Here is a 15,833-nt window from a genome sequence, read left to right as displayed (position 1 = left end):
ACCGAGGCTCTCTTCTCATTCGCCTAGTCAACCGATAACGGATTCGCCCCACAGCCCTGCTGAGGCACGCTCATGCAAGCAAAAGCTTTACCGCAGAACCTTCAAGAGCTTCAGCAAAAGGTCGAATATGCCGAGCACGTCAAACGCATCACCAACCAGATTCACGCCGCCAGCGACATCGATACGATTCTGTTGGATTTGCACAACGATATCCTGGGTCTCTTCGACGCCGAAGACTTGACGCTCTACGCCGTCGATCCGGAGAAGAAAGAAATCTTTTCGAAGGTTCCGCACATCGACAAGGTCGAGGAAGTCCGCATCCCCATTACCGAACAGAGCCTCGCCGGCTTCTGCGCCAAGTACCTGCGGCCCGTCAACATCGCCGACGCCTACAATCAGGCCGAGCTGACCAGCATCCATCCTTCGCTCGTCCACGACAGTTCCTACGACAAGAAGACCGGGTTCCGCACGAAACAAGTGCTGACGTACCCCATCGTGGCGGACAACAAGTACCTGATGGGCGTCCTGCAACTGCTGAACAAGAAGAGCGGCGGGCGGTTCACGCGCAAGGACGAGGAGTCCGTCGCGGAGATCGCCAAAGCGCTGGGCATCGCCTTCTACAATCTGCGCAAGCTCGCGAAGAAAACCCCGACGAAATTCGACTACCTTGTCGCCAACAACCGGATCACCCAGGCGGAGCTGGATACCGCCATCGCCGAAGCCCGCAAGGGCCAGTCCGACATCGAGACCATCCTGATCGAAAAATACAAGGTCCCCAAGGCAGACATCGGCAAGTCGCTGGCTCAGTTCCACCGATGTCCCTACATCGAGTACAACGAACGAACACTGGTGGACCCGGAGTTACTGAGAAACCTCAACATCGACTATCTGAAGAAGAACCATTGGATGCCACTCAAGCGGGACAAGACCGCCATCGAGATCTTGACCGACGACCCAGGCGACCTGGACCGGGTCCAGGATATCAAACGGACCTTCCCCGGCCTGAACATCCGGTTTGCGGTGAGCCTCCGTCGCGATATCGCGCAATTCCTAGCCGCGGCAACCGGGCAGGGCGACACGCTCAGCAAGCTCAACGAAAGCGTGTCCGACATTCTCGGAGAGCTCGTCAGCGAGGCCCAGCAGGAAGCGGAGGAAGAAGCCTCCGCCGCCAGCGGTCTCGACGAGAACGACAGCGCGATCGTCCGATTGGCCAACCAGATCATCGCCGACGCTTACAAGCTGGGCTGCTCCGATATTCACATCGAGCCCTACGGCGAAAAACGGGAGACGCTAGTCCGCTTCCGTGTGGACGGCAGTTGTTTCGAGTACATGAAGATTCCGCCAAGCTACCGGCGGGCCATCGTCTCGCGTCTCAAGATCATGGCCAGCCTGGACATCGCCGAACGCCGCAAACCGCAGGACGGCAAGATCAAATTCAAGCTGGCCGAGAACAAGGAAATTGAGCTTCGCGTCGCCACGGTCCCGACGGCCGGATATAACGAAGACGTCGTCATGCGTATTCTGGCCGCGAGTGAACCGTTGCCCTTGGACAGGATGGGCTTTTCGGAGCGCAATCTACGGGAACTGAAAAAGATCGCCGAGAAGCCGTACGGCATCATCCTCTGCGTCGGACCGACGGGCTCCGGGAAAACGACCACCCTGCACTCGGTACTGGGATACATCAACAAACCGGAACGAAAGATCTGGACCGCGGAGGACCCTGTCGAAATTACCCAGTACGGCCTGCGGCAGGTTCAGGTCCACCCGAAAATCGGATTCACCTTCGCGGCAGCCATGCGGGCGTTTCTGCGAGCCGACCCGGACGTGATCATGGTCGGCGAGATGCGGGACAAAGAGACGGCCGATATCGGCATCGAAGCGTCGTTGACCGGTCACTTGGTGTTCAGCACCTTACACACCAACAGCTCGGTCGAAACGGTCACCCGGCTTCTGGACATGGGGTGCGACTCCTTCAGCTTCGCCGACGCGATGCTGGGCGTGCTCGCCCAGCGTCTGGCCAAGCGTATTTGCAAGGAGTGCAAGGAGTCCTACCACCCCTCGCAGGAAGAGTACGACGAACTCCGGAGCGGCTATGGAGCGGAGGCCTGGGACAGGCTCGGCGCCACGTACGACAATTCATTCCAGCTCTATCGCGGCAAGGGCTGTGAAGCCTGCAACAATACCGGCTTCAAGGGCCGGATCGCCTTGCATGAGCTTCTCCTGGGCACCGACCGCATGAAGCGGCTGATTCAGGCGAAGGCCAAAACGGAAGAGATGCTGAAGGTCGCTTTGGAGGAAGGCATGACGACGCTGGTACAGGACGGTATCGAGAAAGTCCTCCAGGGCTACACGACGTACAAGCAGGTCAAGGCGGTCGCGATCAAGTAACGGCGGGTGCGACGTTCGTCAGGTCCGATTCCTGCCCAGAATTCCCCGGTCCGGCGGATTGCTCTCCCCTCACGGGGCCGTATGGTTGGCGCCCAGCGACCGCAGTTCGGCCTCGAATCGCTCGATTTCCCGCTGATCCCCCTGCTCACGGACCAGCTTGAGTACGCGCTGGAGTTCACCGCGCGCCCGGTCCAGATCGCCGAGTGCCCGATACCCTCGATAGGCCCGCTTCGCATAATCCAATGCGATGGATCCGAGCCCCCGCTGTTCGCTCACCCGCGACAGATGCGCGAGGTCCGCTGCAATGTGCCGGGTTTCGCCCAGACTCTTGTCGAGCGCAAGGGTCTCTTCAAACCGCTGCTGCGCCTCCACAAGCGCTCCGTTCCGTTCAGCCGCCAAGCCCAAGTTGACGAGGTTGGCCGCTTCGGCCTGCCGCTCCCCCAACTTTCGGTTGAGATCCAGCGCCTGCCGGAACGACCGCTCGGCGTCACCGAGCGCTCCCGTCTCCTGTTGCGCCAGCCCAAGATTGTTGAGCAGGACCGCTTCCATGCGCTGATCGGCCAAGTCGCGGGCCAGACCGACAGCCCGGCCATAGACCGCGATGGCTTCCTCGGATTGTCCTGCCTGCTGGAGGGCCATACCCAAGTGCCCGAGACTGAGCAATACGGCCGGCGGCTGACCCTGTCCTTCGGCGATCGAGAGGGCTTCCCGGTGAAGCTTCAGCGCCTGAACGGGTGCTCCCTCCGCTGAGGCGACCGCCCCCAAGTCGTTCAGCGCGTACACCAACCCGAGCCGGTCGTCGTGACGTTCGGCCAATTGCTTGGCCTTTTCAAACAGCGCCTTGGCGCGGGTCGCGTCGCCCCGTTGTAAGAAGTGTTGTCCACGGAGATGCAGTTGCTGAAGCTCCGGAACCAGCGCAGCCCCTTGATCGCGCGGCGCGGCCGCGCAGCCCGCGCACGCCGTCCAGGCTCCCAGACCGACCGCGCAGAACCATATGAAAGCGCCAGGTTTCACCGGCTCACACGATCTCCGCGGAGACTCGTCAGGCCCTGGCTTGAGTGGCCGGCGGAAGCCGAACCGGCGTTTTTCACGAAGGTGCTGATGGGAAACGTGTTCTTGGCTCCGCGGACGATCGTGGAAATGTCGTCCATCGTCGTCTGTGCGGTCTCGAGAATCGGCCCCAGTTCGTTCGTAACGCCTTTGGCGGACTCCGTCAGTTCCCTCACGCTCCGAACCGTCTGCTCGGCGGAATCGATCACCGCCGGCAGCCGGGAGGTCGTCGTTTTCACATCGCGCGCGATTCCATCGACCAAGGCCAGGCTTTTGTTGATCGCGCCCGTAATATTCGGCAGGGACGCAGCCGTGCGTTCCACCGACGAAACCGTGTGCTGGACGGAAGCGATCAGAGTCGGCAGTTCGCGGGTCGCCTGCTCGACTTGCCCCAACGCCCGCCCGCCCATCTGAATGGTGGCTTGCACGTCCTTGGTGATGTCTTCCACCCGCAACAGCGTCTGTTTGACCGAATCCAGCACCGGTCTGATTTCATCCACCAATTCACCGATATCCTTCGGTTCGACCGCCCTGATTGTGGCCCCGTCTGCTAATGCCGGCTTCGTGGCGCTCCCCATTGCGATATCCACCTGCGTCTGCCCGACGACGATCCCGCTCTTGGCAATGCGTGCTTCCGAATCCTCCCGCACCAGCTCCTGGTACCGCGAGCGAAGCTGGAGCAGGACATCCACCGTGCCCCGGTCATTGAGATCCACCAGTTCCACCCGTCCGATGGGAATGCCGGAAAATAACACGGGGGAGCCCGGCTCCAGTCCGTACGATTTACTCAGGCTGGTCTTCACGTGATACTTTCGCTCGAACAGATGCTGGGCCTTGGCCATAAAGACGCCCACCACCGCCAAGACGATCAGCGGAAGGACGACGAAGGTTCCGACAATCTGCGCAATCCGGCTGCTCGACAAGCCATGCGAGTAATGCATTTTCATGAGTCACCTCGTTGAAAGCGACGGTCGCGGTTCGGCGTTCTGCGCGCTCAGTTCCGATACGCTTCCATGCCCGCTCCCGCCAACTGGGCCAGCGCCGCGCGTGGGCCGATCGCGTCGATCCGTCCGCCGCGCACCAACGCGACCCGATCGGCCAGATCCATGAAGGGCGAAGGAGCCCGCAGCGTCGCCACGATCGTAAGCGAACGACGGTTCCGATACACGGCCAGATGCTGCACCAGCCGAAGCACCATGTCGGCGTCGAGGCCGGCCACCGGATCGTCCAGCAGCAGCAGCTCTTGATCCAGGATCATCGCCCGCGCGATCGCGGCGCACCGGATTTCCCCTGGATTGAGTTGAGCGGGAAATCGTTCGCTGACGCGCGCGATCCCAAGCGAGTCCAAGTGCGCCATCACCGTCCGCCGGATTTCCTGCTCCGACAGGTCCGCCCGGTGATAGCGGAGCGGCAGGGCCACGTTGTTGAAGAGCGTCATGTTGCTCAGCAATCCCGGCTGCTGCAGCACCGTCCCGATGTGGAGTCGCAGCTCCATCGCTTCGGCGTCGGTCAAGTCGGCCCAGTCGTACCCGAACACGCGGACCGCGCCCGCCTGCGGCGTCACAAGCCCCGCGCACAGCTCCAGAATTAGGCTCTTGCCGGACCGGTTCGGCCCCAACAAGACGAGAAATTCCCCCGACTCCACCGCCAGCGAGAGCCGGCTGGAATGCCCCTCGCCTTCCAGCTCAATCACGACTTCGGCGAGTTCGACGGCTGCGGTCATGAGAGATACGCCGGGATGGTGATCAGCAGGTCCAACACCAGGCAGACGGTGACGGAATTGATCATGGCTTTGGTGGTCTGCTGCGGGACTTCCGTCAATGACGCTCTGACGGAGAGCCCGTGATGGCAACAAATCGCCGCGACCGCGGCGCCGAACGCCAGCGGCTTGAGCGCCGTAAAGGCGACATCGGCCAAAGACAGCGCGCGTGTGATGCCCTCGATGAATGCCTCAAACGGAATGGTCAACTGCATGTTGGCGATCAGAAATCCGCCCAGCACGGCCACGAGGTCGAAATAGACGGTGAGGCAGAACATCGCCACCACCACCCCGACCATTCTCGGCATGACGATAAACCGCTGGAGCGGAATACCCATCAGCTTGAGGGCAGTAACCTCCCGATTGACCGACATATTCCCCAGTTCTGTCGCGATGGCGGTGCCCGACCGGCCGGCGATGATCAGAGCGGTGACCAGCGGGCCAAGCTCGCGTATGACCACGATGACGATGATGCTCCCGACCAACCCGCCCGCCCCGAGCTTGGGCAGTTGCGTCCCGGCTTGGGTGATAACGATAATGCCGAGCATCAGCGCGATCGCGCTCGTCACCGGCAAGGCATCCACGCCGGTGAAGAGAATCTGCCGCGTGATGACCCGGAGCGCCTCTTGCCGTCCCCGTTCCGCCGGCCGCGTCAGTTCCCAGGCAGCCCGCACGATCAGTTCCCACAACGCTCGGGCGTAGCTGAATGCATCGAGGACTTTTTGTCCGACCCATTCCGTCATCCGGAGTGACCTATGCTGTTCCCGTCCTCCAGCAACGATCCGGCGGCCATTCGGCCTTGCGGACCGGCGGAGGCGAAATTGTAGGTGAACCATTCGGGTAACGCAACGACCTCTGAGCCTGGGTCCGGCACATGCGCCGCTGGGCACGACGAGCGCTCCGACGAAGGTCGCTGGGTGGTCGCGTTTCCCTTTCGGCCATGCGGAGGTCGCTTCGCCATTCATCCACCCCCCTCTTTTGGAGGCTAGACAGAAGGCCATGATACTCGGCATCCTCTAGGGCCTTTCGGGTAGACCGAGCGCCGAGAACGAAGGTCACGGCACCTGTTCACGATTCGACGAGGAGACAAAGGAGCGGCATCATGATGAGCGGCAAAGATCGGCGAGTCGGGGTCGGGCTCACAGGGTTGCTTCTCGTCGCGCTCGGGCCGTTCAACGCCTGGGCGAATGCCGACGCCGTGGAGACGGCTCGTCTGTTGGCCGTTCTCCTGGATTCAGGCCGCGTGACGGTCGGGATGAATCAGGCGCTGATCAACGACCCGAGTAAAGGACACAAAGGCTTCACGCCGGAGGTGTTCGAAAAGCAGGCGCTTGCGGTGTTCAAGCAACGAACAGGGATCGATCTGACCATCATCGACCGAGCCGCGGTTCCCGAGGCGGCCAAACCGCTGCTTTCTCGCCTGCTTGAAGAGAGCAAGAAAACCATCGCCAGTTATCAGACCGTCATTAACATCGCCGGCCTCAAGTACAAGGGACTGATTCCCGCCACGTTCGGCACCGAAACCGCTCACCGTTTTGAAAGCTGGTCAGGCGTCTATCTCAAACAGACCGCCCCTGAACGGCTTCTCCGAAACCCGAAGAACAAACCCGATGCCTACGAAGCCGCCATCTGCAGAAGTTCGCCGATTCCGGCCTGGCTGTAGAGAGCAACGGCGCGTTCAGCGAAATCGTCGAGGCCGGACGAACCGTCCGTCTCATGTTGCCGTTGTACTACGGCAAGGCATGCCTGAGTTGTCACGGGGAACCGAAGGGAGAACGTGACATCACCGGTTATCCTCGGGAAGGCGCAAAAGAAAGGGAACTGGGGGGTGCGATCAGCGTCAAGCTGTCGATTCGGCAATGACCATCCTCGCCTTCGATCCGGATTCCACTCTCCAAGGACCCTTGTCTGATATCGGTCGTGGGCGTAGCATGTGAGCCATGCGTGCCTGGCCGCCTTGCCTGCTCATCTTCCTCATCGTGGTCTCGGATAGGCCGGTCGCGCTCGAAGCCATCGCCTCAGAAATCCGCGCCGCGGAGGCCGGTCGCGTGGACGAACCGGTTTCGGAAGCCACCCTGGAGGCTGAATTCCGGAGAGCCCGTGAAGTGCTGCGGGCTTCTCCCGAGTTCAAGACCGACGACGCCGGGACCCACTTCCGGCTCGGCGAGGCTCTGCACCACCAAGGAGACCTGACCGGAGCGGCCGAGGAGTTTCGCGCAGCGATCAAGCTGGACCCCGAATTTGCCGAGGCTCACCGTAGTCTCGGAGTCGTGCTGATGGATCGGCATGACTGGGCCGGGGCGGTGGAAGCACTCCGTGCCACGGTCCGGCTGCGTGAGCACGATGGGGAAGCCTTTTATTGGCTGGGCCGCGCCTTGATGGCGCAAGGCGAATGGGCCGCCGCGGCCGCCGCGTTACAATCGGCCACGCGACTGAAACCGGACGACGCTGAAGCCTACGCCGATCTCGGGTTGGTGTACATGGTGCAAGGCGATCCGACCGGCGCGGTCGAGGCACTCCGCCTCGCGGTTCAGCTCAAGCCGGACAATGCGGACGCCCACCATCTTCTGGAAACCATCCTTCTCGCTCAACATGACCCGGAGCAGGTTGCCCGCGCCGCCCGCCGGATTCTGGATACCCAGTTCGCTCGGGAATAGCTGGCGCATCGTTAAGTGTTGAACGTTATTCGTTAAACGGGAGCAGTTCATCCGCGCTTAACGTGTCACGGTTCACGCGTCACGTCTTCCTCAAGGAGTCCACTCCGGCCGGGCATCGTTTGATGCAAGAACCACCGCCTGAATGTACAGGCTGTGGGCTTCGGGCTGGTCCCACGACCGGAGCAGGAGCAGTTGGTTGTCGCGGAGTTCGATCCAGCCGAGAGAAACCCAACTCGGCGTCGTGGACAAGACTCCGGTCACGCAAATCTTGGCGCACAGCCGCAATCCAGGATGCCCGGGGTCGCCTGCGCCGTACACCCACACCTTGTAGCGGCCTCCGGGGAGTTGTGTCGCTCCTCTGATCGGAGCGACACCCGGCAAAGGCTGACGAATCACCACGACGCGATCGGCCTGCTCGCGCGGCACACCGCACTGGGACCCTTTGGCGTACACCCACACGGTATATTCCCCGTGGGATGCGATACACCCTTCATCCCCAATTTCCACCGCTCCCTTCCAGTCCGGTGCCCGGAGAACCTGAACGACGGATGCCTGCTGTGCTTCTGCGGTCCGCAATTGATCATCGGGCGAGGACAGAACTTCCTGTGCGGGAACGGCGATCAACCCGGCTGCCAGCAGCAGGGCAAAGCCCGAGCGTGAACAGCCGGCGGCGATGAGGCACCATTGAACCCTTGTCGTCATGTCAGCAGATCTCGCCTGCGCGATCCTTCCGGCCTATCCGAGCTCTCTTCGCTTCTAGCCGAACTGTCGCCGAGGGTCAACGGCTGCGTCGCAGAAACCATCCCTGGGGGTCGTCCCAAGAGCGTGGATTGAACACCCTGCCCAAGGCCAGTCTCTGCCGAAGGTCGTTGGTCTTTTACGAGGGACGTGGAAAGGTCATTGCGACGAACTTGGGGTGAGCGTCATGAACTTTCGCAGACGCATCTGTGCGACCGGAGAAAGGCCCATAAACTCCACTCCAAACGATTGATCTTTGGCCCAGCGGACGGTGGCGCGCTCGATACTGACGGGAAACATCTGCTTCGGCAGACGAAGGGTGAGCGAAAGCCGATCTCCCGCTTTGACCGCGGTCTCGCTCATCACTTTCGCCCCTTTGAGCGAGACATCGAACACGACACCGAGGCCAGCGCTGCGCCGAGCGAACAATTTCGCCAGACCATGACGTCGCAACGAACACACGAACGGAGCGGGAACCTGCATTCTCGGGTGTTGTCGTCCTTGCATGCGCATCTGTTGTGAATGCTCCTTCAAAGCCATCTGCGATTCCCGTTGAGTGCTGAGATTATCCCAGACGCGGCTTCCGGTGAATCAAAAAGCGTGATCTGATCGGATCTCCCCGCGAACAGGATCCTGAAAGACCCCCCTTCTGTAGTCTTTCCCCCTCCAAAGCCGGCTGGATATCGCTCCCCTCCCGCCATAGCTTGTCACCGTGACGGCGCGATACAATACATTGTTCCTGAGTGGGCGTCATGATGTGACGGAGGTGCCTTATGCGGCCGAATCATCTGTTCCTGTACGCTGTGGGCGGCGTGCTCGTCACCGCTCTCCCCGCTCTTTCCGACCCTCCTGCCCCTCCCGGCGCCGCCGAGATGTGGGAATGCCCGCAACCGGGAGGCACGACCCTCTACGTCAACCGCGAGCGGGCGGGATGCCGCGCACTCGAGCTTAAGCCGCTGTCGACGGTTCCGCCGTTCATCGGTCTTCCTGATGAACCACAGGTGCCAGGCGCTGCGCTCGGACGCTTGAGCGACCCACCGCAGATCGATTGGTATGCGAACGCACCGGGGTCCGGACGCGCAGGGAACGTTCCTGACTGGGCGAAAGACTGGCACGCCGGCATCGCTTCGTCCGGATCCGTCCGCGAGGAGATTTGCGCCCTCTATGCCGAATGGATCAGGCTGAACGAACGGACCCGCGGCGGGTTCTTTTTCGGCAGCGACCCCTCCTATGGAGGCGACCCCACCGGGCGCAACCTCCGGTTGCCGAGTTATTCGTTCTACGACAATGCCCGGTGGGTCGCATTGGCGAGGCTCTTCGGGACCGGGTTCGTCCCCGTCGGCTGTCCGTGAGGGAACACCGTTCCGGCGCGCACGCTTACCCGGTTCCGACCGTCGGCTTGAGGGCGTCGATGCGAGCCTTGAGGACCTCGGGATGGCGGACTCCGTGCAGCACGACGACTTGGTCCCCCCTGGAAGACCGGACAATCAGAGTCCCGATGTCGAACAACTGCGCAACGGGTCCCTGCTGCACCGTGATGTCGGTGATGTCACCGAGGGCCACCGTCTGGATCTCTCGGCCCGTGTACCCGTTTTTCACGACGACACGGCGTGACGTAAGGACATACTGAGCCCATCGGCGCAAGGCCACGACACACAGCAGCAACGCGACCGCGCCGGCCATCCATTCTTCCCATCCGCTCAACCCCAATCGCAACAGCAGCAGACCGCGAAGACCGGTCACCATGCTGAACAGATACAGCCAGCTAAAGTGCCCCCACGCGGGATAGGCGCACCAACGCACGGTTTCATCGGCCGGCACCGGCTCAGTCACGGCCAATCACCTCGACCGTCGGTCACATTAACGCTCATGTGGCATCATCGTCTCACATCAAAAGCCATGAAAGACTGAACGTTTCCGACCGTGATTGCAAGGTCATGTGGCCACTCGTTGTTGCGTCAAGCCGTGCCCCAAGACTGGCGCGCGATTGAAGCGGGAGCAGACATGTCGGTGACGTTGCCGGACCAGCAAGAAGCGCGAGAACAGAAAGCTGGCTTACGTCCCAACAATGGAGCTAGGATATGAACATTGGGCTGAAAGAAGACAGTCGGAGCAGAGGAGGAAGGGTCATGAAGCAATCTGTCGTGATGGCCTTCTCTATCGGGGTGTTCGCTGGACTGAGCATGATGACTCCGCCATGTACCGCGCAAACGGTGTCCGTATCACCCGGCGCACAGAGCCCAACCCCGCAGAGTGGACAAGCCGGGCTGCAACCGTCCTTGCCGAACGCCGGGGTACCCGCAGCGGCGGCTTCAGGGCAGACATCGGCGCAGACTCCGGCCGTCGGCCCAACAGTCGGCTCAGGTTCCAAAATGGTGTTTGGCACCGCAGGCCGCGGGCTTCCAGGCATGCCGGGCGGGCCGCCGCTCAATAGTCCAATGGGCGCTCAAGACCCCTCGGGCCGGTACATGCGACCGCCGGTCATCGGACCCCTGTTCTGCGACCCGTCGCTGAACATTGCCTGTGAGTGATCTGCCACCACGTTCGTATTCCACGCCGTCCAGTGACAGGAGGCCGTCCGCTCCAAGACCGGGTCTCAGGACACACGGCAACCGATTTGCCCTCTTACTGGACGCTGCGCGCACACCGGATACCGACATCCGCCTCCCGCTCCATGGGTTTCAGCTTCATGCGGCTGGTCGTTCGGATATATTCACTGGCGAAGTTCCACGACCCGCCCCGCATGACCTTCAATTCACCGGTCTCAGGGCCGGAGGGATTCCGTTCCGGGCTGCGCGCGTAATATTTGATTTCATACCAATCGGTCACCCACTCAAACACGTTGCCCGCCATGTTATACACGCCGAACGGGCTCTTGCCGGCCTCGTGGCTGTTCACCGGCTCCAGACGATCGTCATAGAACTTATAGGACCAGCGTTTGGCGTAATTCGCCAATTGCGCGTTCGGCTCCGCATTGCCCCATGGATATCGGCGGCGATCCGTCCCTCGGGCGGCATATTCCCACTCGGCTTCTGTCGGCAGACGCTTCTCGGCCCATTCGCAGTACGCTTTGGCATCGTGCCAGCTCACGCCGATGACCGGGAGTTCGCTATGGACGGTGAGGTCCAACTGTTCCCAAAACTTCGGCCTCGCGCGTCCCGTCTCCTCCATGAATTTTTCATACCGCCCGTTCGGCACTTCAAACTTGTCCAGATAAAACGCATCCACCCAGACCTTGTGTTCCGGTTGCTCATTATCCAGCCCCTCCCCGTCTGGCGACCCCATCACAAACTCGCCGGCCGGAATCAACACCATCGGCGCCCCGTCTTTGCCGACAAATTCCTTGGGAAGGCTCGCGGTGTCGGCTTTCGCCGCAGGCGCCGCTTCACCGCCGGGCTCTTGCTTGAGCCGCTCGCCGGTCTCAGCGGTCGCGGTCATCGTGCCGGAGGTCGAAACCATGCAGAAGAAAAGAACAGCGACGAAAGGAGCACGTCTCCCGGAGTAGCCAGTCATACCCTCACCGCCTTCTCGAGTTTCGCCCAAACCGCCGGCCCCCTCGCAATGCGGCAGCGTGTTGAGAGCTTCTCTGCGGCGACCGCCGCCCGAAATTCCCCGCGCGTCCGTGGCATCTGCACGCAATCCGTGAGCGGCAACACGGCGACAACGAACGCCGGCCGCACAAACCAATGACGTCGGCACACAGTCCCCGCGTCGCAAACCTGCTGACCAGGATGCTGGTGTCGCGGAAGACCTTCACGGCACTGCTTTGAACACATCTTCGTCCGTCAGATAGCCGCGCGCCTCGGCGAAGGACATCGCTTTATGCCGAAGCTGCTCGAACAGGCGCAACGACGATTGGCACCGGAGAGCGTCCCGCACCACCTCGCTGCGTTTGTGCTTGAATCGGCGACAATATCACGATTAGGCTCTGTCTCGAACGCGTTGCGCCCTCATAAACGTAGTCAGTGTCCGTCATGACCACTCCCAAGCGGGCGCTGGCCGCGGCGCGTTCCTCGTCCTCCAAGCTAAAGCCGCCGACCTTGCTAAGATCAGTGACGGAGGCCTCTGAGTGCTCGAGCGCTTCCAGCACCTGTTCGACGTACGGCTCCAGCATGTCCACCAGGACCGTCGGCGCGAGCTCGACGCGACCATCCGCAACGGCTCGGCGGATGCTCGCGACTGCTCCGCAATCAACACAGCCAAACTGCGGAATGTCGTGATAGCGACAGGCACGCCCCATGAGTTGCGCTTCTTGAGCCGCATTTCCCCCGCTGAGACCGAGCCGGCCATCCCAGGCCCAGCAACGGACCAGCACTCGACCTCGGCACGACCGCACCACCTCGCCCGCATGATCCCCATCGGCGACCGACCGCAACCGCACACGCCGCTCAAATGGCAAAGTCAAAATTCCAATCTTCTCCTATCCTTCGGGCCACCAAGCGTCATCCATCCGATGGCTGTGAAATTGCCATTCGTGAACACATAGGGACTCTGATAAACAGTCCTGAACCCTTTTTCTTCAGCCGTGCGGGGGCATAGGGGAGCCCGGACTCGACGGAGATCGGGGGTTCTAGGCCAATTGCGTGCGAGGATTTTTCACGGGTGACTCTGAAAATACCCTCTTCGGCTCTTGACAGACAAGACAGTTGCTGACCCTCTATCTGCAGAGCCACGCAGACGTAGACCGTATGGAACTCTTGAAAGCCGCCACTGAGTCACCCAAGGCGACCCTCTCACATGGGCCGTAAAGACTCCCGACCCCTTTTTCTTGACACCGTTTTTACATTCTATTCAGCCTTCCGTCTGTTTCGCTTTACCATTCAGCCGCGCTTGCCGTGCTCGTTCTAAAGCTGCCTGGCGTGCCTTCACATCTGGGCGACTACGGTACTTTTTCAGCCAAGCCTGTCGTTTCGGCATGAGATGTCGCTGTCGCTCACGTGCACGCTCGCGCTCCCGAACATCCGGCCGATTGAGGTAATCCTTTCGCCACTCTTTGTATTCTGCGGTTGCACGGTACTGCTTCGCTTGTGCGCGCATCTTGGCGTGCACATCGGGGCGCGCATAGTGTGCACGCGCCTGTTCGGCTCGCCGCTGTTTCACCTCTGGGCGGGACCGATAACGCTGCAAAGACGCCTTGAGTTGCTGCTTTACTTCTAGTCGCGCGCGCTTCCTGCGTAATTTGCTAGCTTCTAGCTTCCGGATTTCGGGATCAAGCCTATGCTGTCGCGTGCGCGCTCTGCTGCAAAGCACACACTGGCGGAAACCTTTTTTCGTGATGTATAGATTCTTGCCAGAATAGGGATGCCCTTTTGGACAATGCGTGACTTCTACATTGCGCGCGATAGGACTTGATCCACGAATCGTATTCTCGCGCGGTGTCACGGCTTCCAAATGGTCCGGGTTGACGCAAGCCCTGTTCTGACACAAGTGGTCTATCTGAAGGTTTGGTGGGATCGACCCATACCATTGGAGATATGCGAACCGGTGCGCCATGACTTGCCGTTTGCCGATATAAGTAATACCGTAACCGGCTGCCTCAACGTACCCTGTCCAAAGCCAACAATGCGTCTTGAGAGGCCCGGGAGCTTTCTGCACGTGGCGCAAAAAGCGTTCCCATCTCGCCGAGGGGCGCTTATCCCGTCCCACGGCACCCTGTCTTGTTCTCGCGGCCCTCATGCGCTCGCAAGTACGGCAGCAGCGAATCCCCTTCCTGAAGACAAGATTCTCAGGCGAGTATGGATGACCCTTCGAGCAGTGCATTTTCTTAGCGTTGCATGAAGATGGACTGCTACCGCGCAGGGTGTTCTCGCGCATCGTCACCGCTTCAAGATGATTTGGATTCACGCAACGCGGTTGATTGCATGTATGGTGCACTACGAGTCCTTTTGGGATCGGTCCCCAAACTTGTTCATAGGCGTACCTATGTGCAGCAAGACCACGTCTACCCAACGTGAAACGACCATATCCGGTTGCACTTCTAGTCGGTCCCGTCCACAACCAACACCCACTCTTGTCAATGACTCTCTGCTTTAGGAATCGACGCCAATCCTTTCGAGCTGATGTCCACACCTCGACCAACTGAGTGTCTAATGCTTTCTCTGGACCATGTTCAGTGAACATACTCGCCTAACGACAGTTCCTTGCCAGAAGCTCTAATAAAGAATTGCTTGGCGCTCAGGCTACTTTTTGCTGATACTCGTGTCAACTATCTCGTCAGCGGGATGATGGGCACGTCGTCGCGAATCGCGGAACTGGAAAGGGGTGCGGTCCGCGTAGCGTCGGCGGCAGCCCTGTCCACTTTCTCTAGTTATGGACTGCTCGGCTGGAACTGATGGCCACGGAGGTTAGCGCTGTGCCCGTCCCAGAGCGCGCGGTCTACGAAGCGACCGCAGCGCTCCACTCTCTCCATAGCGCCGGAATGATCTCTTCATGGCGGACTGGCCAGGTCTGCATCGCGAATTGCGAAGGTTCGGGCCACCGTACTTGCCGAACAGATGCGGCCTGCCGAGCAGGCGCCGAGGGCGCACGGTGCGAGGAATAACGAGCACCACGTCTGTGCGCGCCGCCGAGTCGGTGAGGCGGCCGGGGTCGTCTGAGCCGAATCTCGGCGAAGCTGATTGATGAAGCGAGTTCCGCAGGCGAGCCGGGGACCCGTTGCTCTGCGTATGCAACGGGTGATGAGGCTTAGCACGGTCGAACCATAGCAGCTGAGCAGGGCACGACCTGGCCAGCCCGCCATCTTGATCTTTGTCCAAAAAAGAAAAGACCGGCTAGATTGCTGTAGCAGGCCCTTTGGAAACCCGGCAGAGCCCCAAACCACGCTTGCGCGTACCGCCGACTCTTCATCGGCCAGCGTGGTTTCGATGCCTGCGAACGGCCGCCACGCTCTCTCTGCTCGTCAAGGTAGCACTTCGTCGCCGCAACTGCTGAAGCCTCTTGGCAGCCACCTGGCGCGTTCTTTTGTTCGAATGCTCCGTGGATCGGCCGATTCGCCGCACTGCGGCAAGTTGTTCATCCGACAACTCCGGAATGTCTGAGGAGTCAATCTCGGAGTCGGGAATAAGCTTGATGTTCCTTGCCATTCGCTTGTGGAGGTCTTGTCAATAGGTGTGTAAATGGAATCAGGCAGCGGCCTCCTTCGGCCTGACAGGTTTCTGCATACCATCGACAAACTGGATGCCGGCGTAGACCAGAGGCAGCAGCTCCGGGGCATTCAGACGCCGGAAGTGGGACTCCGCGAC

The 15,833-nt window shown here is 60.7% G+C and carries 16 protein-coding genes; 6 read left to right on the top strand and 10 right to left on the bottom strand.

What is annotated here, in order from left to right; genetic code table 11:
• The first annotated feature begins 72 nt into the window (after positions 1-72).
• Complete coding sequence (locus AB1555_18670; protein ID MEW6248714.1) at positions 73-2,388, top strand: GspE/PulE family protein; 2,316 nt, start codon at positions 73-75, stop codon at positions 2,386-2,388.
• A 69-nt stretch (positions 2,389-2,457) separates the two neighbouring features.
• Here AB1555_18670 and AB1555_18665 read toward each other — a convergent pair whose 3' ends face one another.
• Genes AB1555_18665 through AB1555_18650 form a run of 4 tightly spaced genes read right to left on the bottom strand, consistent with a single transcriptional unit; the run spans position 2,458 to position 5,940 of the window.
• The gene (locus tag AB1555_18665) at positions 2,458-3,402 is read right to left on the bottom strand and encodes a tetratricopeptide repeat protein (protein MEW6248713.1); all 945 of its coding nucleotides are present in this window, start codon (positions 3,400-3,402) and stop codon (positions 2,458-2,460) included.
• Positions 3,399-4,385 carry an MlaD family protein gene (locus tag AB1555_18660; GenBank protein ID MEW6248712.1) on the bottom strand — a complete coding sequence of 329 codons (987 nt, stop codon included), beginning with the start codon at positions 4,383-4,385 and terminating at the stop codon, positions 3,399-3,401. The genes AB1555_18665 and AB1555_18660 overlap by 4 nt, the downstream gene beginning before the upstream one ends.
• Before the next feature lie 47 nt (positions 4,386-4,432).
• The gene (locus AB1555_18655; protein MEW6248711.1) at positions 4,433-5,161 is read right to left on the bottom strand and encodes an ATP-binding cassette domain-containing protein; all 729 of its coding nucleotides are present in this window, start codon (positions 5,159-5,161) and stop codon (positions 4,433-4,435) included.
• Positions 5,158-5,940, bottom strand: a complete 783-nt coding sequence (locus AB1555_18650; protein MEW6248710.1) for an ABC transporter permease — start codon at positions 5,938-5,940, stop codon at positions 5,158-5,160. Before AB1555_18650 ends, AB1555_18655 begins: the two co-directional genes overlap by 4 nt.
• Positions 5,941-6,299: 359 nt before the next feature.
• Between AB1555_18650 and AB1555_18645 the strand changes: the two genes are divergently transcribed.
• From AB1555_18645 to AB1555_18635, 3 genes are all read left to right on the top strand, one after another.
• Positions 6,300-6,860 carry a hypothetical protein gene (locus AB1555_18645; protein MEW6248709.1) on the top strand — a complete coding sequence of 187 codons (561 nt, stop codon included), beginning with the start codon at positions 6,300-6,302 and terminating at the stop codon, positions 6,858-6,860.
• Entirely contained in the window at positions 6,827-7,060 is a 234-nt protein-coding gene (locus AB1555_18640; protein MEW6248708.1) for a DUF3365 domain-containing protein, read from the top strand. Before AB1555_18645 ends, AB1555_18640 begins: the two co-directional genes overlap by 34 nt.
• A 77-nt stretch (positions 7,061-7,137) precedes the next feature.
• Positions 7,138-7,854, top strand: coding sequence for a tetratricopeptide repeat protein (locus AB1555_18635; GenBank protein MEW6248707.1), 717 nt, complete (start codon positions 7,138-7,140; stop codon positions 7,852-7,854).
• Between the two features lie 90 nt (positions 7,855-7,944).
• Here the strand turns inward: AB1555_18635 and AB1555_18630 are convergent, their stop codons facing one another.
• Both AB1555_18630 and AB1555_18625 read right to left on the bottom strand, forming a co-directional pair.
• Complete coding sequence (locus tag AB1555_18630; GenBank protein MEW6248706.1) at positions 7,945-8,556, bottom strand: hypothetical protein; 612 nt, start codon at positions 8,554-8,556, stop codon at positions 7,945-7,947.
• A 195-nt stretch (positions 8,557-8,751) separates the two neighbouring features.
• The gene (locus AB1555_18625; protein ID MEW6248705.1) at positions 8,752-9,105 is read right to left on the bottom strand and encodes a PilZ domain-containing protein; all 354 of its coding nucleotides are present in this window, start codon (positions 9,103-9,105) and stop codon (positions 8,752-8,754) included.
• A 260-nt stretch (positions 9,106-9,365) separates the two neighbouring features.
• On the opposite strand from AB1555_18625, the gene AB1555_18620 reads away from it, so the two are divergent.
• Complete coding sequence (locus tag AB1555_18620) at positions 9,366-9,944, top strand: hypothetical protein (GenBank protein MEW6248704.1); 579 nt, start codon at positions 9,366-9,368, stop codon at positions 9,942-9,944.
• Between the two features lie 25 nt (positions 9,945-9,969).
• On the opposite strand, the gene AB1555_18615 is transcribed toward AB1555_18620, so the two are convergent.
• From AB1555_18615 to AB1555_18605, 3 genes are all read right to left on the bottom strand, one after another.
• Positions 9,970-10,425 (bottom strand): PH domain-containing protein, encoded by a 456-nt coding sequence (locus AB1555_18615; protein ID MEW6248703.1) that lies wholly within the window; start codon positions 10,423-10,425, stop codon positions 9,970-9,972.
• A 792-nt stretch (positions 10,426-11,217) separates the two neighbouring features.
• Positions 11,218-12,030, bottom strand: coding sequence for a formylglycine-generating enzyme family protein (locus tag AB1555_18610; GenBank protein MEW6248702.1), 813 nt, complete (start codon positions 12,028-12,030; stop codon positions 11,218-11,220).
• Positions 12,031-12,345: 315 nt separating this feature from the next.
• Positions 12,346-12,471, bottom strand: a complete 126-nt coding sequence (locus AB1555_18605) for a hypothetical protein (GenBank protein MEW6248701.1) — start codon at positions 12,469-12,471, stop codon at positions 12,346-12,348.
• 190 nt (positions 12,472-12,661) lie between these two features.
• Between AB1555_18605 and AB1555_18600 the strand changes: the two genes are divergently transcribed.
• Positions 12,662-13,078 (top strand): hypothetical protein, encoded by a 417-nt coding sequence (locus AB1555_18600; protein MEW6248700.1) that lies wholly within the window; start codon positions 12,662-12,664, stop codon positions 13,076-13,078.
• Positions 13,079-13,383: 305 nt separating this feature from the next.
• Here the strand turns inward: AB1555_18600 and AB1555_18595 are convergent, their stop codons facing one another.
• Entirely contained in the window at positions 13,384-14,712 is a 1,329-nt protein-coding gene (locus tag AB1555_18595) for an HNH endonuclease signature motif containing protein (protein ID MEW6248699.1), read from the bottom strand.
• Between the last annotated feature and the right edge of the window lie 1,121 nt (positions 14,713-15,833).

This window comes from Nitrospirota bacterium, assembly GCA_040755395.1.
Classification (GTDB): domain Bacteria; phylum Nitrospirota; class Nitrospiria; order Nitrospirales; family Nitrospiraceae; genus DATLZU01.
This window is presented reverse-complemented; position numbering and strand designations above follow the sequence as displayed.

Excerpts from the sequence above, each read along its gene's own strand:
- AB1555_18635 (MEW6248707.1), top strand. The coding sequence starts at position 7,138 with ATGCGTGCCTGGCCGCCTTGCCTGCTCATCTTCCTCATCGTGGTCTCG.
- AB1555_18625 (MEW6248705.1), bottom strand. The coding sequence starts at position 9,105 with ATGCGCATGCAAGGACGACAACACCCGAGAATGCAGGTTCCCGCTCCG.
- AB1555_18650 (MEW6248710.1), bottom strand. The coding sequence starts at position 5,940 with ATGACGGAATGGGTCGGACAAAAAGTCCTCGATGCATTCAGCTACGCC.
- AB1555_18660 (MEW6248712.1), bottom strand. The coding sequence starts at position 4,385 with ATGAAAATGCATTACTCGCATGGCTTGTCGAGCAGCCGGATTGCGCAG.
- AB1555_18610 (MEW6248702.1), bottom strand. The coding sequence starts at position 12,030 with ATGACCGCGACCGCTGAGACCGGCGAGCGGCTCAAGCAAGAGCCCGGC.
- AB1555_18630 (MEW6248706.1), bottom strand. The coding sequence starts at position 8,556 with ATGACGACAAGGGTTCAATGGTGCCTCATCGCCGCCGGCTGTTCACGC.
- AB1555_18670 (MEW6248714.1), top strand. The coding sequence starts at position 73 with ATGCAAGCAAAAGCTTTACCGCAGAACCTTCAAGAGCTTCAGCAAAAG.
- AB1555_18645 (MEW6248709.1), top strand. The coding sequence starts at position 6,300 with ATGATGAGCGGCAAAGATCGGCGAGTCGGGGTCGGGCTCACAGGGTTG.
- AB1555_18620 (MEW6248704.1), top strand. The coding sequence starts at position 9,366 with ATGCGGCCGAATCATCTGTTCCTGTACGCTGTGGGCGGCGTGCTCGTC.
- AB1555_18655 (MEW6248711.1), bottom strand. The coding sequence starts at position 5,161 with ATGACCGCAGCCGTCGAACTCGCCGAAGTCGTGATTGAGCTGGAAGGC.
- AB1555_18595 (MEW6248699.1), bottom strand. The coding sequence starts at position 14,712 with ATGTTCACTGAACATGGTCCAGAGAAAGCATTAGACACTCAGTTGGTC.